The 14590-nt window shown below is 50.7% G+C and carries 13 protein-coding genes; 7 read left to right on the top strand and 6 right to left on the bottom strand.

Annotated elements, in window-relative coordinates; genetic code table 11:
* The first annotated feature begins 142 nt into the window (after positions 1-142).
* Positions 143-1408: an L-methionine/branched-chain amino acid transporter gene (gene yjeH, locus E6C74_RS06200; RefSeq protein WP_136483823.1), complete on the top strand. Its 1266-nt coding sequence runs from the start codon at positions 143-145 to the stop codon at positions 1406-1408.
* A 67-nt stretch (positions 1409-1475) separates the two neighbouring features.
* On the opposite strand, the gene E6C74_RS06195 is transcribed toward yjeH, so the two are convergent.
* From E6C74_RS06195 to hutX, 3 genes are all read right to left on the bottom strand, one after another.
* Positions 1476-3599: a methyl-accepting chemotaxis protein gene (locus tag E6C74_RS06195; protein ID WP_136483822.1), complete on the bottom strand. Its 2124-nt coding sequence runs from the start codon at positions 3597-3599 to the stop codon at positions 1476-1478.
* Between the two features lie 444 nt (positions 3600-4043).
* Positions 4044-4574: a heme utilization protein HutZ gene (gene hutZ, locus E6C74_RS06190; protein WP_136483821.1), complete on the bottom strand. Its 531-nt coding sequence runs from the start codon at positions 4572-4574 to the stop codon at positions 4044-4046.
* Between the two features lie 17 nt (positions 4575-4591).
* The gene (gene hutX / locus E6C74_RS06185) at positions 4592-5089 is read right to left on the bottom strand and encodes a heme utilization cystosolic carrier protein HutX (RefSeq protein WP_136483820.1); all 498 of its coding nucleotides are present in this window, start codon (positions 5087-5089) and stop codon (positions 4592-4594) included.
* 349 nt (positions 5090-5438) lie between these two features.
* Here hutX and E6C74_RS06180 point away from each other — a divergent pair, with 349 nt between their 5' ends.
* The 3 genes from E6C74_RS06180 to E6C74_RS06170 are packed head-to-tail and all read left to right on the top strand — an operon-like array spanning position 5439 to position 8114.
* A complete protein-coding gene (locus tag E6C74_RS06180) occupies positions 5439-6293 on the top strand; it encodes an ABC transporter substrate-binding protein (protein WP_136483819.1) in 855 nt (284 codons plus the stop codon).
* Between the two features lie 7 nt (positions 6294-6300).
* Positions 6301-7332 carry an iron ABC transporter permease gene (locus E6C74_RS06175; RefSeq protein ID WP_136483818.1) on the top strand — a complete coding sequence of 344 codons (1032 nt, stop codon included), beginning with the start codon at positions 6301-6303 and terminating at the stop codon, positions 7330-7332.
* The gene (locus E6C74_RS06170) at positions 7332-8114 is read left to right on the top strand and encodes a heme ABC transporter ATP-binding protein (protein WP_136484003.1); all 783 of its coding nucleotides are present in this window, start codon (positions 7332-7334) and stop codon (positions 8112-8114) included. The genes E6C74_RS06175 and E6C74_RS06170 overlap by 1 nt, the downstream gene beginning before the upstream one ends.
* A 106-nt stretch (positions 8115-8220) precedes the next feature.
* Here the strand turns inward: E6C74_RS06170 and E6C74_RS06165 are convergent, their stop codons facing one another.
* The gene (locus tag E6C74_RS06165; protein WP_136483817.1) at positions 8221-8682 is read right to left on the bottom strand and encodes a TetR family transcriptional regulator; all 462 of its coding nucleotides are present in this window, start codon (positions 8680-8682) and stop codon (positions 8221-8223) included.
* Between the two features lie 589 nt (positions 8683-9271).
* Here E6C74_RS06165 and E6C74_RS06160 point away from each other — a divergent pair.
* Positions 9272-9574 (top strand): YfcZ/YiiS family protein, encoded by a 303-nt coding sequence (locus E6C74_RS06160; protein ID WP_136483816.1) that lies wholly within the window; start codon positions 9272-9274, stop codon positions 9572-9574.
* Between the two features lie 218 nt (positions 9575-9792).
* The gene (locus E6C74_RS06155) at positions 9793-10392 is read left to right on the top strand and encodes a hypothetical protein (RefSeq protein ID WP_136484002.1); all 600 of its coding nucleotides are present in this window, start codon (positions 9793-9795) and stop codon (positions 10390-10392) included.
* A 66-nt stretch (positions 10393-10458) separates the two neighbouring features.
* Here E6C74_RS06155 and E6C74_RS06150 read toward each other — a convergent pair whose 3' ends face one another.
* Positions 10459-11565 carry a 1-acyl-sn-glycerol-3-phosphate acyltransferase gene (locus E6C74_RS06150; protein WP_136483815.1) on the bottom strand — a complete coding sequence of 369 codons (1107 nt, stop codon included), beginning with the start codon at positions 11563-11565 and terminating at the stop codon, positions 10459-10461.
* 243 nt (positions 11566-11808) lie between these two features.
* On the opposite strand from E6C74_RS06150, the gene E6C74_RS06145 reads away from it, so the two are divergent.
* Positions 11809-12435, top strand: a complete 627-nt coding sequence (locus E6C74_RS06145) for an AraC family transcriptional regulator (protein ID WP_136483814.1) — start codon at positions 11809-11811, stop codon at positions 12433-12435.
* 145 nt (positions 12436-12580) lie between these two features.
* Here the strand turns inward: E6C74_RS06145 and E6C74_RS06140 are convergent, their stop codons facing one another.
* Complete coding sequence (locus E6C74_RS06140) at positions 12581-14401, bottom strand: hybrid-cluster NAD(P)-dependent oxidoreductase (protein ID WP_136483813.1); 1821 nt, start codon at positions 14399-14401, stop codon at positions 12581-12583.
* Between the last annotated feature and the right edge of the window lie 189 nt (positions 14402-14590).

Raw genomic sequence — 14590 nt, 5'->3', positions numbered from 1 at the left:
TTTGACGGTCAAGCCGAGCGCTTTGTCTGCTGCATCCTGTTGATGAACCGAGTATTCTAGCGGCTTCCACCCAAGTGATCTGCACGGTTTCGACTAAGTGGCCGGTGACTTGGGTATAACAAAAAATTCAGGGAATGACACGGTGCAGCAACTCAGACAAGATATCACTTTATTATCCGGTATCGGACAACTCTCCACCACATTAATGGGCACTGGTCTGTTTATGATCCCGGCCATCGCGGCGGGTATTGCAGGTCATCTCTCTCTTTGGGCATGGCTGATTCTGTTCGTGGCTATCTGCCCGATTGCCCTCACTTTCGCCGCTTTAGGTAAACGCTATCCGAATGCCGGCGGCACCGCATATTTTGTACGTCAGGCATTTAGTCCTCGTTTAGAGCGCGCGGTGGCCTGGTTATTCGTGAGTGTTATTCCGGTCGGTGTGCCACCGGCTATTGCCCTCGCCGCCGGTTTTCTGCAACCCGTACTGCCGGCCCCATTGGATGCGCCGCTGATCGCCCAAACCCTGACTGTTGCTTTGCTGATTGGGGTCAATCTGGCAGGCAGTAAGTCATCTGGCAGACTGCAGACTCTGATTGCCCTCAGCATTTTTACTCTGGTTGCCGCATTTTTCTGGGTCGGGGATATCGGCAGCAAAGATCTGGTAATGCCAGCCTTAAACGCCTCATCACTATGGCCAATCGGCGCAGCGCTGGGCGTGATGTTCTGGTGTTTTGTCGGCATCGAGGCCTTTGCCCACATGGGGGAAGAATTTAAGAATCCGCAGCGAGATTTTCCGCTCGCCATTCTGGTGGGATGTTTCGTCGCAGGTGCCACTTACTGGGCTTGCTCAGCGGTGATCCTTAAGTTTGGGGCGTATGGCAGCCCGCACTTCGACAGCGCCTCCATTCCGTGGCTGAGCGATAAACTGTTTGGTCGCCAGATGGCCAGCGTTATCAGTGTGATTGGTTTTCTCGCCTGCTTCGCCAGTATTAATCTGTATACTCAAAGCCTGGCGCGCATGGTTTGGGCACAAGCGCGCGACTATCGTCCCAAGAGTGCTCTGGCGCGGCTCTCCTCACGCGGCGTTCCCGCAACAGCCACCTGGATAGTCGGTTTAGTGCTGCTGGTTTTTTGCGGGGTCAGGGAATTATCCGGGCTGGATCTGGAACTGTTCCTCAAACTGGCTAACGGTATTTTTGTTCTGGTCTATCTGCTGGCGATGTTTGCAGCATTTAAGCTACTCAACGGCTTAGCTAAAGTTCTCTCCAGTATCGCGCTTATCCTCTGTACCGCGGTGTTTATCTGCCTTGGTTGGTCGATGCTCTACGCTCTCGGGATTTTTACCTTGTTGGCTGTGCCGTGGAAAAAGGAGACTAAATCCCCGCAGCAAAGCTTTGACGAACAGTAAGTACGATACCGACATCGGCACACAGGCCAAAAAAAGCCGGATGTTTCCATCCGGCTTATCACTGTACTCAGGAGGCTTTACTGACTTCGAAACGACCAACTAACTGATCCAGACGCTGCAGCGAATTTTGCATCAGAGTGGTGCGACGCGAAAGCTGCGAGGAGGCTTCCTGTAACTGAATCACGGTATGCTGGGCCGAGTCTGCGGTTTGACGATGTTCCTCGCTATTACGGGCTATGCCCTGAATAAGGGTAAATAGTCCGCTGGCAGAGTGGTGTAGTTGTTCGCTACGGGCCGAATCGTCCACCACCTGAGTGCTGTTTTCTACATTGGTGATCCCTTCCTGCATCGACTGAACTGCCCGCTGTGACTGGTTGTGCAATGCTTTCATTAAATCACCGATATTGTTGGCTGCCTGTGCAGTCTTGCTGGCCAATGTCCGTACTTCATCTGCCACGACAGAAAATCCCCGCCCATGCTCACCAGCCCGGGCAGCTTCAATGGCAGCATTGAGTGCCAGTAAATTCGTTTGGGCGGTAATCTCGGTAATTAAATCCACGATGCCACCGATTTTCTGCATCTCGTCATTCACTTCGTTCACCGTCTGAGCTGACGACTGTACAATCGCTTTGATCTGCTGTGCGCTCTCCGTTGCCTGTTGATAGTCCTGCTGCGCCGCTTCCACGGTTGCCTGCATCAGCAGGTTCATTTCAGTTGCGGTTTCGTTGGCTCGGTTGATCTCCTGGCTTTGGATTCCCGCCAACGCCAGCATATCGGTAATCGAGGTAGCGGTAGTGTCGCTGCTGGATAACAACAATTGACTGCGACGCAGCATCGATCCGGAAACACTCTGTACTTCACGGCTGGCAAACACCAACTCTTTGATAATCGCCTCCAGACTATCGATAAAGCTGTTGGTCCAGCGCCCGAGATCGCCGGTTTCATCTGCTTTAAAACGATTCGCATCCAGTCGCCGGGTCAGGTTTCCATCCCCTTCAGCCAAAATCTGCATCACCTGGGTCATACTTTCCAGATTATTCGCGATCGGGCGCGAGGTCATGCGATGAAACAAGCCAACGGCAATCGTGCCCATCAGCAGTGAGAGCACCAGCAATTGCCATTCCGCCAGCGGATACCAATAGCTGATCGCAAACGGCAACAGTAACGGTGCGAAAATACTTAACCCAAACTGCTGATCCAACTTTTGCGACAACGAGCGATGCCGGTAGACCTCTTCCAGATCGGATTCACACATCATTCCCCAGCGATCCAAAGATCCCGGCATAGTAAACGTCACTCCTTTGCCGATTACAGGAATATGGCGGTAATCGGAGTAGCCGGGATATTCCACATACAGGTTGTGGCCGTTGCGAATGGTTTCCCGAACCCCGGGATGGAGCTGTCTGGTCGCCGGATCATTAAACACGATTTCAAACTCGGTATGACGCTGTACTTTGACTGTTCCCCAACGAGTATGCACTCCGTCTTTAAGGTTTTCGCCATGAGAAAAACGGTTATCTTCAAAGCGGGAGCGGGATAAAGCGACGCCGGGCGCTATCGATGGGTCAAAATGCGACTGCACCATAAACAGGTAATTGTCTCCCGATTCACTGTAGATATGTCCCGCTTCCCGTTGAATCAGATCACCAATCACATCATTAGGCACCCGACCACATAAACAGGCGATCACTTCTCCGTCCATGCTCACCGGCTGATAAAACATCAGCGTCACCTCATCGTGAAACGATGAGCTTGAGGCGCCGATAGCCTCGGTGACGTCATCACAATAAGGACCATGCAAAAAAGGTTGTGTTAATCCGAGTTCAAGTGCGGCGGCAGAAACGCTCTTTTTTCCCTGCTGAGCCCGATAAGTGGATTCAAAAATGATGCCCTGCGGGGAAACCAGAAAAAGTTCGGAAAAGTCACTGCTGCGTTTAAGTAGCCTTTGTAAGGCTTCCCCGTATTCGTGTCGCGGTTTACCGGCTAAATACAAGGCAGCATCTTGTAAAAATGACCATTCATTTTCAGCCCAGGTGGTCAGTATCTGCACGCGTGTGTTGGCAATATTTTCAAAAGTCTGTTGCAAAGAGGAGATGCGACTGCGGTTAAAAAAGCAGGCTTTGCGCATCGCCAACTTACCGGTCGTTCCAAACCAAGGAAGCCAGCGCTTTTCCTCTAACGTTAACTGCATAATTCACCATCCATGTTATTGTTATTCATCTGGATAATGCAATGCTCGTTCCAAAAATGAGACATTATTACACTGTTCTGGATTAACATGTTGAAACAAAACAGATCGCTATGAAACGACACTCGTTGCAGTCATTTAGTCTTTTGTCAGGTATCTTGCGTCCGGCCCATTGCACAACCCGAGTGCAGTTAACCGATGCAAACACCAGGTAAAGCACCAAAACGGTGCGTAATGTATTATCGTAATGCACTGAAAAATATGAGATAAACAAACCTGCCACCATGCTGTGCCATGAAACAAGTTACAAAACGGTCCACTTGCTTCATTATGATGCAGACTGAGTCGCGCCATTATGGCGCAGCAATAAGCCATCGTCACCCACTCAGGACTGGCGTACAGGCACAAAAAAAGCTGCGCCTGCAGCCTTTCTTTTCACTGATAACATTACTGATTGGCGATTTTTCGATGCCCTTGTTCGAGGTGAACAAAATCGACCAGATCATCACCAGATACCTGATAAGCCTGACCGAATCCTTTCACAAACAGGCCTTGTTCCGGTTTCAGGCAGTAGAGGGTGAAATCGTCCAGTTGTTTGAGGTTATCGATGATCTCTCCAAAACGTTCAGCCATCTGCTCGATCACTTGCAGCCAAAGCACGCTGTCACGTTCTACCGCCTGAGCCACAGCATCAAATGTCAGACGCTTACGGGCAAACAGCTGTTTGGCCGTCACTTCATCTTCAATCATCATGATGGAAACTTGTGGATTGACGGAGAGATTACGTGCGTGGCGGGCAATATGAGAAATTAAAATAAAGTAACCTGCCTGGTTCTGCACGAATGGCGCGTAACTGACATTCGGTTTACCCTCTCCATCTACGGTTGCCAGCTGCAAAGTGCAGCGTTCCTGCCGAAACTCCTGAATTTCCGGCTCCAGTCTTCCTTGCAACCTTTCTTGCTTAACTTGCTGATTCATATATTTCTCCGAACCTATCACTGTTTTTGTTGTAATGCTTTAAACCGTGCGACCTGATCCGCCAGCAGTTGACGTTGCTCATCACGGCCAAGGTACACTTTAAATACGCTGTCACCCTGCTCGGTAAAAAAGCCAAAATAGTGGCTCTCACGCCCGTTGAACGGTTTGCTGACCAAAGCAATGTGCGCAATCAAATCCAGCTTAAGATGGCCGTGCAGTTGCCCTTCCCGCCCCATTAAATTGTAGTACCCGCGCGCCGTTTTCCCTTTTGGCAACGGTGCTTTGACTTCAAAAATAGATCCAAATGAATGAACTATTGTGGTCACCTGGCCCCAATCGGCCAAATCAGTGAGCACTGACTCTGCTTGTGCGCCATCCAAAATAGTCGCCATACCGGACGGCAATACACTCACCACCTCATACTCAGAAACATTCAGTTGTTGGGCTATTGCCGCAGGCAACAAAGAAGGCTCACTCTCGAGCAGTTGAGCGACTTGTTGTGCTAAAGATTCCATGTTGGTTTCCGCTGTGCTGACGATCTTGTGATGCCTGCGCACCAAGACCGTTATGTTTGCCTGATTCACAGGCCAGAACTGACCATCTGCATTTTGCCTGCATTGTACTTACGCATTAGGTACTAGGCATTGTGCAGAAGTGGCAAAAGCATAAATCGACACAAATGAGAATGCAATTGATAATTGATCTTATTTGCATTTTGTTAAATACTTGCGCCGTACCGGTAAAAGTGAACCATAACGCCGTAAAACACACCACACGTGCTGCGCAGCAAGAGGTTTTTCAACCGGTCGTGCTACGGGGACATAACCCGAGTTTCTCTGTCAAAACCAAAAAATGAGATATGCCATGAAAGTCACCACACGTTTAGCCTGGCTGGCCGCCACTCTGTTTTCCCTGCTCTCCTATAGCGTACAGGCCGAACAACGTATTATCAGCGCAGGTGCCAGCGTCACGGAACTGCTGCTGGCTCTCAACGCCCAGCAAGAGTTGGTTGCTGTTGATGTCACCAGTACTCTGCCAGATATGCTGACCCTGCCAAAAATCGGTTATCATCGCCAGCTATCTGCCGAAGGTATTCTATCTTTAGCACCAACCCGTCTGATTGGTTCAGATGAAATGGGGCCACCGGCGACCTTAAACAAATTACGCGCAGCCGGTGTTGAAGTCGACGTGATTAACAGCGATGTCACACCACAAGGGCTGATGCAGCGTATCGATCAAATTGCCGCGCTGACCGGGCATTCCGCCAATGCCACCCAGCTCAAACAAACCGTACAACACACTCTTGATCACCTGTCGGCCCACCAGCCACCACAATCAGCACGCAAAAAAGTTCTGTTTTTGCTGATTCATGAAGGACGAGCCGCCAATGTCGCCGGCACCCAGACAGTACCGGACGAAATCATCAATCTGGCGGGCGCGACCAATCCGGCAGCCGGTGAAGTGAGCAGTTATAAACCGCTGTCGATGGAAGCTCTGGTTCAGATGCAACCCGATGTCATCCTGGTCAGCGGGCGCAGCTATGACAAGTTGGGCGGACCGGACGCGATTCTGCAATCTCTGCCTCTGCTGGCGGCAACACCGGCTGGCCAGAACAAACAGATCATTACCCTTGACGGGCACGCACTGGTCGGCGGATTGGGCCTCAACAGCCTGAAGGAAGCCCAGCGTCTGCAAACTATTTTGTACCCTCAGGAGTAGCACAACAATGTTAAGGCAGATCCCCCTTTCATGGACCTCGCTGGTGCTGACATTGCTGGTGACATTCAGCGCGGTCTATTCAATCACAGTCGGACCGATGGCCATCAGTGTCAGCGATAGCCTGAAAAGCCTGCTGCTCAGTTCCAGTGATGTGGCTAACCATGTGCAAATGGTGATCCATCAAATCCGCTTTCCGCGTACGGTGCTGTGTATGCTGGTCGGTGCTATTCTCGCCCTGTGTGGCACCGTGATGCAGGGATTGTTCCGCAATCCGCTGGCAGAGCCAGGTATTATCGGTGTTTCCGCGGGGGCCATGCTTGGGGCTGCCATCGCGATTGTCATGCTGGCGAACCTGAGCAGCAGTCCAACCTGGCTCAATACTTTAGGGCTGCCTCTGTTCGCATTTGTCGGCGGAGCTCTGACGACTATTCTGGTCTATCGCCTTGGCACCAGTTCCCCCGGCACCTCGGTCACCATGATGCTGCTGGCCGGTGTTGCCATCAGTGCGCTATCAGGAGCAGGCGTGGGCTACCTCAACTTTGTCGCCGACGATCAAATGCTGCGTGATCTGTCCCTCTGGTCGATGGGCTCATTTGCGGCGGCCAGTTGGCCCAATATCGCGCTGTGCGCGGTGACATTGCTGCTGTTGTTGAGTTATGCCTCTCGCCACACCCTGGCGCTGAATGCGCTGCTGCTTGGTGAGTCAGAAGCTCGTCATCTGGGCATTGAGGTTGAACGTCTCAAACGCAATATGATTGTCCTGTCTGCCCTTGGTGTCGGCGTGACCGTTAGTGCAGTCGGCATGATAGGTTTTGTCGGCCTGGTCGTGCCTCATCTAGGGCGTATGCTGGTTGGCCCGGATCACCGCAACCTCGTCCCGGTTTCGGCCTTACTCGGCGCTTTGCTCTTAACCATCGCGGATATGGTATCGCGCCAGATTATCGCTCCGACTGAACTGCCGATTGGTATTGTCACCGCGTTGATCGGAGCGCCCTTCTTTCTCTATCTACTGTTTCAACAAAAAGGAAAACTGTCGTGATGAGCACTCCGGCCATTCAGGCCCGCGGGCTGCACGTTCAATTCGGGCAACGTGTTATTCTGAATAATCTTAATGTGGATATTGATTGTGGCCAGGTCATTGCGCTACTGGGGCCCAACGGTGCCGGTAAAAGCACCCTGCTTAAGCTGCTGAGTGGCGAGATGGCCAGCGAAGCAGAGATTCGGGTATTTGGTCAGCGCCGCCAACAATGGGATAAAAGTGAACTGGCACGCCATGTTGGTCTGCTGCCGCAGTCGAGCAGCCTCAGCTTTGCCTTCACCGCACAGGAAGTGGTGGAGCTGGGGGCGATTCCGCTCAGTGTCAGTCGTCAACAAGTGACCAAACTGGCAAGACACTATATGCATGTCACCGATGTCGTCCACCTCGCGCACCGCCTGTATCCATCGTTGTCCGGAGGAGAGAAACAGCGCCTGCATTTAGCCCGGGTGCTGACCCAGCTTCATCAGGCCGGATCGCAGAAAATTTTAATGCTCGACGAGCCCACTTCGGCACTGGATTTGGCTCATCAGCACAACACGCTGCAAATCGTCCGTCAATTGGCAACCGAAGAACAGTGCGCCGTGATTGTAGTACTGCATGATCTCAACCTCGCTGCACAATATGCTGATCGTATGCTGCTGCTGAGTGAAGGTGAACTGGTGTGTGATGCCGCGCCCTGGCAGGCGCTCACCACACAGACCATACAACAGGTTTATGGTTTCCGGGCCGTCATCGCTGCGCATCCGACCCTGGCCTTTCCGGTCGTCTATCCTGCCAAGTAAGCGTTATTGGTATTGAAAATCAAAAGGCCAGCATGTCTTCATGCTGGCCTTTTGATTACTTTTCTCATGATGCTGACGTTGGATGATGCTTACGTTCTCATGCGAATTACTTACTCATGGTAATAAGAGATTTACCAATCAACCATTCGACTTTTTCATCACTGCCTGAGCCGAGTTTTTCGTCAGCCAGTTTGTACAGACGTTCCAGGCCATTGTAGGCGAACTCCTGTGCACGTTCAGCAATCACGACGTGCTGGAAAACCAGACGAAGAATGGCAACAAATTCTGAGTTGTCCAGCGCTTTCATCCAGCTTGAAACAAAGGATTCTTGGCCATTATCAAAATCAAGATGCTCAACAAACAGGCTGAACATACGGCCGTCCAGTGCTGAAGCAAAATCGGTTTTCTTGGGAAAATGGTGGCTGATTCCAGTACGTGACACACCGGTCTGCTGGCTCAGAGTGGTGTATGACATTTTGTCATAGCCGAGGGTCAATAACTGTTCGACAACCGCATCCATGATGGTCTGGATGGTGATTTCGGTATCTTCTTTGCTACGCTTTGGCATGGTTAAGGCTCTTCTTATGTACTTTTATGTAGTTCCATACAATGTTGGTTTCCAATGATAAATATCATTGATTACGTTTTATCAATGCCTTGCACAACGTGGTGGCATCAACGGCTCGAACCACCTGAGGACGTACATCAGCCAACCTCCACAGTGACCAATGCACTCATTGAATGGATGAAAACACCCGCTTAAACATCGGTGAGTTACCGATAAAATTCGACACATCAATATTTCCGACCCGTGAATCATCTAATAAACCTTTAGTTAAGGCAATAAATTTCAGTAACCTACGCCAAATTAATGACACTCAAACTTACAATAAATTGACTGAACTCACACTCAGAATTGTCACAAAAGTGCCACTCACACCGATTAGGCGCCCAAAAAAGAGTTCACTCACTACGTCTCCAGGCTGAGTGAGAATCTGATCAACTTTCACAAACCAAGAGATTTGGCAGCAGAAAATCGTGCAACTCACTCATCCTTGATCAGGCGCAAACTTTCGCGAATTTTTGCTTAAAACAACCATAGCCGGGCCAGAGCGAGCGGAGTAAGATACCCTCATGATTTGTAAGAGGATGGTAAGATGAGCAACCAAACCTACCGAGAACAGGAAGTGTGTGAAGCATGTGGTGTCGCCGGTGAAATGGGCTTCATCATCCGCGAAGGGGATGATGTCGCTGAAGTAACTATTTTTGCCGACTCAGAGCCGCAAATGCGCGCAGAACTGGACAAGTACCTCACATTGGCTGAGCAGGTAAACAAAAACGTTGAGCACGAAGTCATGCCGTTAGCCGACGATGCCAAAGAGATGCACGTGCGATTCAAATTTGAAGTCAGTGCGGAAAAATTAATTTTCGAGCTCAGATCCCGCTCGCTAGCACGTTAATAACCCAATTATCGGGAATGGTTAACGTCAGCCCGGAGCCGCATTCCGGGCCTGACAGGAGAGCGAGCCGTCAGGACTCGCTTTGTTATCACCATTATTGTGACCATTTTTGTGACATTGTGCGCTTTGATGATGATTTTTCCGCCTCTATCATTGCAGACACTGTGCACGCTGGCGATACTGAAGCCATCACTATTGTCTGGATTGCGGACATCGGCATGCACTACCCGCTCATCGCTCTGCTCACATTACTGGCCGCCCTCTCTGCATCGGCCGAACCACTCGACCACTATCAAATCCTGAATTATCTGGATAACTACGGTAATCTGGACTTACGCAATAAGCCTTTCACCGCACTGCCAGACAACATGGAACTCAAGGGCAATCTGAGTATCGCCAAAACAGGCATCACTAAACTGCCTCGCGGGCTGAAAATTGAAGGCAGCCTGGATGCAGCCAACAGTCAACTGGCACAAGTGCCACGCGGTACATTTATTCGCGGCTACGCCAACTTACTCGGTTCGCAAATCCAGCGCTGGCCGGCTGGAATTAATCTTGGCGGTTATCTCAATCTGACTGACACGCCACTGGTTGGATTGCCACCGCGTTTGAGAGTGAAAGGCGACTTGAGTGTCATGCGCACCCCTTTAACCGAACTGCCGGATGGATTAGTCGTGGAAGGGAATCTGTTTATTGGCGGCTCGCAAATCAGCGCCTTGCCGGATAACTTAACCGTTAATGGCAATATCTATCTGGGCGGTAACCGTATCAGCCACTGGCCAGCTAATCTTACCCTGGGCGGCGCTGTCGCCCGCTGAGCCAGTACCATTCGGGAACAAAAAAGAGAAGCAGCTGCTTCTCTTTTTGTCCTTTATTATCAGGTGTTACTTGCGGTGACGCACCGGGTTGGCATAACTATCAAGCAAGTAAGGATGCGCACCTTCAGGCAGATGGGCCAGTTTCTCCTGCAGCTTAGCGCGCACCGCTGGCGTGATATCTTCATGTTCTTCACCTGCGGCCAGCAGATTAATCGGATACAGCTTATAGTGCGTGTGGATCTGGCGGTCAATCTCTTGCGCCAGTGCCTCTGGAGTCTCATACGGCTGATCAATCACATCGCCAAACGCGACATGGATACGGCCTTTTTCACCGACAATACCCTGAATGATACTTTCGATATCTTCAAACTCTGATTTTTCGTACTTGCCGTGCGTGGCCTTCTCATACAGTTCGCGCGCTTTAGCAATATCACACGGGTCATTCTCATAAGAGATAGAGACCGGCACGATTTTCAGTGACTGAATGTAATCAGCAAACTCAGCTTTCTGTTTACGTCCTTCAACATGGAACATTTTCAGGATCGCCGGATCGGTATAATCGTTGCCATCTTTGGCACGGCCTTCCTTCTGTGCAATCCAGATTGAGTTACCGGTCTCCAGCGAATGCTTAATGTAGGCTGACAAGGTACCCAGCGCTTTCATCATTTCACGCGGGCCCTTGGCGGAACGTTTCACAATAAAACTTTTGTTCAGCTTCATCAGTTCAGTGGCACATGGTTTCTTCAGCAGGTTATCGCCGATTGCAATACGTACAGTGCGATGCCCGGAAACATAAAGACCATAGTTTACCAGCGCCGGATCCATCGCGATATCACGGTGGTTAGAGATAAACAGGTACGAGGTACTTTTATCCAGCTTGTCGAGGCCACTGTATGTCACACCATGCGTGGTGTGCTCCAGCGTTTGATCAAGGTACTTTTTCACTTCCCGCTGAATAACATCAACGGACTTCAGTTTAGCCCATTTGAATTTCAGATAGGCTTTAACAAAAGGTCCCATCAGAGATTGCAGCCAAGCCGGCTGACGCTCAAAACGGTGCTGCAAAATGGCAGCGATAAACTCTTCGTCATTAATCAGACGATTAATGGCGGCAGGAATCTCTTCGTCATTGTAAGGACGAATGTCTACATAAGGATCGTTTGTTGAAGTCATATTATTTTACATCAAATAAAAAGCTGGCCTATTCTACGCGTAGTCACCATCAGTCGCAGCTATCGTTACCACATAATTCACAAGGTCAGACCAGAACACGTGATAAAGGTTTCTTAAAAGTGACAGAAATATTTCCGCCTGTCACAACTCTCAGTAGGCTTATTTCATACCACTTCACTGGGTATTTGGCTTTTTTCAGGGAAAGCGTTACCCTTAGCGCCCTTCTATTGCTCGAGGCTATCCATGAACTACGCTATCCAATCTGAAACGTGCTTATTTCCCTACCTTGAAGCCACGTCGCGTAAGCGCGCCGTTAAGCACAGCCTGATTCATGTGGAGCGTGGTTTAGTGCTGGTCAAACTCGGCAAGCAGGAATACGCCATTGAGGCGGATCAAGCGCTGTGGATACCGATCGACTGTCTGAGTGCACTGACGTTTTTCCCCAACACACAAATTCAGCGTATCGATTTTTCGGTTCGATTGCCTGATACCTTTCCGCATCAGGCGGGCCTGGTTAAACATAGCGAACTTAGCCGGGCGGTACTTAACCGTCTGCGACAACTTGCTAGTGATCAGCAAGTCAGCCGTGAAGACGAAGTGTATCTGCATTTACTGCAAGTGATAAAAAGCGAAGTAAAAAACTTTGAACCTAAGCTGCCTCATTCGACATTTAATCAGTCTTTAGCCGCCTGGTCACCACAGGCACACCATGGGTTAAGCAAAGAACAGCATTTAGTCTTGCTGGTACGTGAAGCGATGAAACGTCGCCAGTCAGGCGGAAAAGAAGCGCAAATCGTTGCCGAACTGTTTGCTGACAACAACAGCCAGTATCAGCAGATGTGTCAGATCGTACTAGGTAAAACGCTCTAGGCTCCAGCACGAAGCGCAGCAGCCAACAGCACTGGATATCAGTCAGGACAGCGTTCAACCGGCGTGACTCTCACGCCAGTTGAGTCGATTAAGCTACAATCTTGAAGCCCAGTCGGTTGAAGACCAGTCTCCCAGCCTCAAATTGCTAACCAACAATTTCGACGTCTGTCTCCGGGACGCAGCAACACGCCAGCACCACACCCATATGACGTTCATGCGCCGGCAGCGCCGGCACCTGAGGTTGATGCACCTTGCCCGATTGTACTGTGACTTTACAGGCGCCACACAAACCGGCGCGACAACTGCTTTCGATGTGAATACCGGCTTCTTCTGCCTGATCAAGCAGTGGCGCCTGATTATTGCCGCTGAACACTTTTCCATTAATGCTAAGCTGAACGGTTTTAAGCTCTTTTGGCGCCGTTAGCGCGACACCAAAGGCTTCCTGATGATAAGCCGTTTGCGGCAGTCCCTGTTTGAGCAGCAAATTTTTCGCCTTTTGCATAAAACCATCCGGCCCGCACACAAACACCTGACGCTGAGTTACCTCTTTCACTTGCTTGAGGTGAGACAGCGAAAAACGCCCCTTCAGACCAAACCAGTCCAGCGGTGCCTGGGTAAGCGAAATAAAGACTTTAAGGCCGGTAAACTGGCTTTCCAGTTGTTTCAGCTCGTCACGCACCGGGATATCTGCCACTGAACGACACTGGTGGTAAAACACGACGTCGTCGATTTGATCATGATCCGCCAGATAACGCAGCATCGACAGCATCGGGGTCACCCCACTGCCAGCCGACAACAACAGCAGTGGCTGACGCGACTGACTCCCATCGAGGTGAAAGCTGCCATCCGGCGCTTCGGTCGTTAATGCATCACCAACTTGCAGATGATTCACCAGCCAGTTCGACACCCGGCCACCATCAATACGCTTGACCGAAATCGCCAGACGTCCGGGACGCGAAGGACTGGATGACAAGGTATAACGGCGTGCTATCCGCTCCCCTTCGATCACCAGCTCAATCGGCAGATGCTGCCCAGGCAGGTAAGCCGGCAACTCACCCTGCTGCGGCTCAAGCCAGAAGGTAACGAAATCACGCGCGATTTCTTCCCGCTCCACGCAAGTCATGCGGTAATGACGCAGCCCCTGATCCTGATACGCTTCTTTTTCTTTGTATTCCAATACTTGCACCACATCACCGGCGCGAATCATGCCTTCATTTTTCGCCACCAGGTTCTGGCCAAAAAACACTCCGCCACGCTCGTTGGCGCGAAATTGCGATAAGGTGCGCAGTGGCTCCTGAGTGGGACGAAATGTGCCCGTTTCCACATCCACCGTAGTCAGAATACAGCGCTCACAGGGCTTCACCGCTTCAAACTCGACGTCGCCAATCCGAATCCGTTTCCAGCCGTCCTCGGCGAATGGTTCCGTCCCGGACACCACCAGATTCGTACGGAATTGATCCATACTGTGGCGCTCCGGACTGCGGCGATTGAGCTCTTCGAGGGAGCCTTCACTGATCACCAACAGCGGATAACCGTCGGCAAAGCTGACGTTACTGCCGACTTTTTCCCGCATCCGGTTAGACTGCTGGCCACTAAACAGTAACTCAACCCGCTGACCCAACACCTCGCTGAACCAGTCATCCGCTTCATCGGTGGTGGTATAGGCAATAAAGTTATCTTTCCAAACCTGTGCCGGCGCTTCCTGCAACTTGAAATCCACATAACGCAGCGTCAGCGGCGGCTTATCTTGCGCAGTAAAGATCAAGCCATCCGGGGCCAGAGTCGAATGCACTTTCACCATCGCGGGATACTTGCGCGCCGTGACCATGCTGCCATCAGCCAGCGCCACCATAAAACGGCGGTCAAACATCAGCCCCTGCTTTTCTACCCAGGCGGTAGACAGAGCGATGCCGGCTACTGACTTAACCGGATAGACATTAATTTGAGAGAGATGAGCGGACGACATGGCATTTCCTTAGCGCAATAAGAATGAGATGTGATGCGGTGATAATAATTCGATGTGTGAGGTGATAATAAAACAATTTCACGCTGACGACTAACCTGCTTGCATAATGGAGAGATACGGCGATAAAAAGTGAGAAAAATGCCGCTTTCAGACGAAGATCAAATTAAGGGGTGAAATTGGCCCCCTTTT

This window comes from Vibrio sp. H11, assembly GCF_004804295.1.
GTDB classification, from domain to species: Bacteria; Pseudomonadota; Gammaproteobacteria; order Enterobacterales; family Vibrionaceae; genus Vibrio; species Vibrio ostreae.
This window is presented reverse-complemented; position numbering and strand designations above follow the sequence as displayed.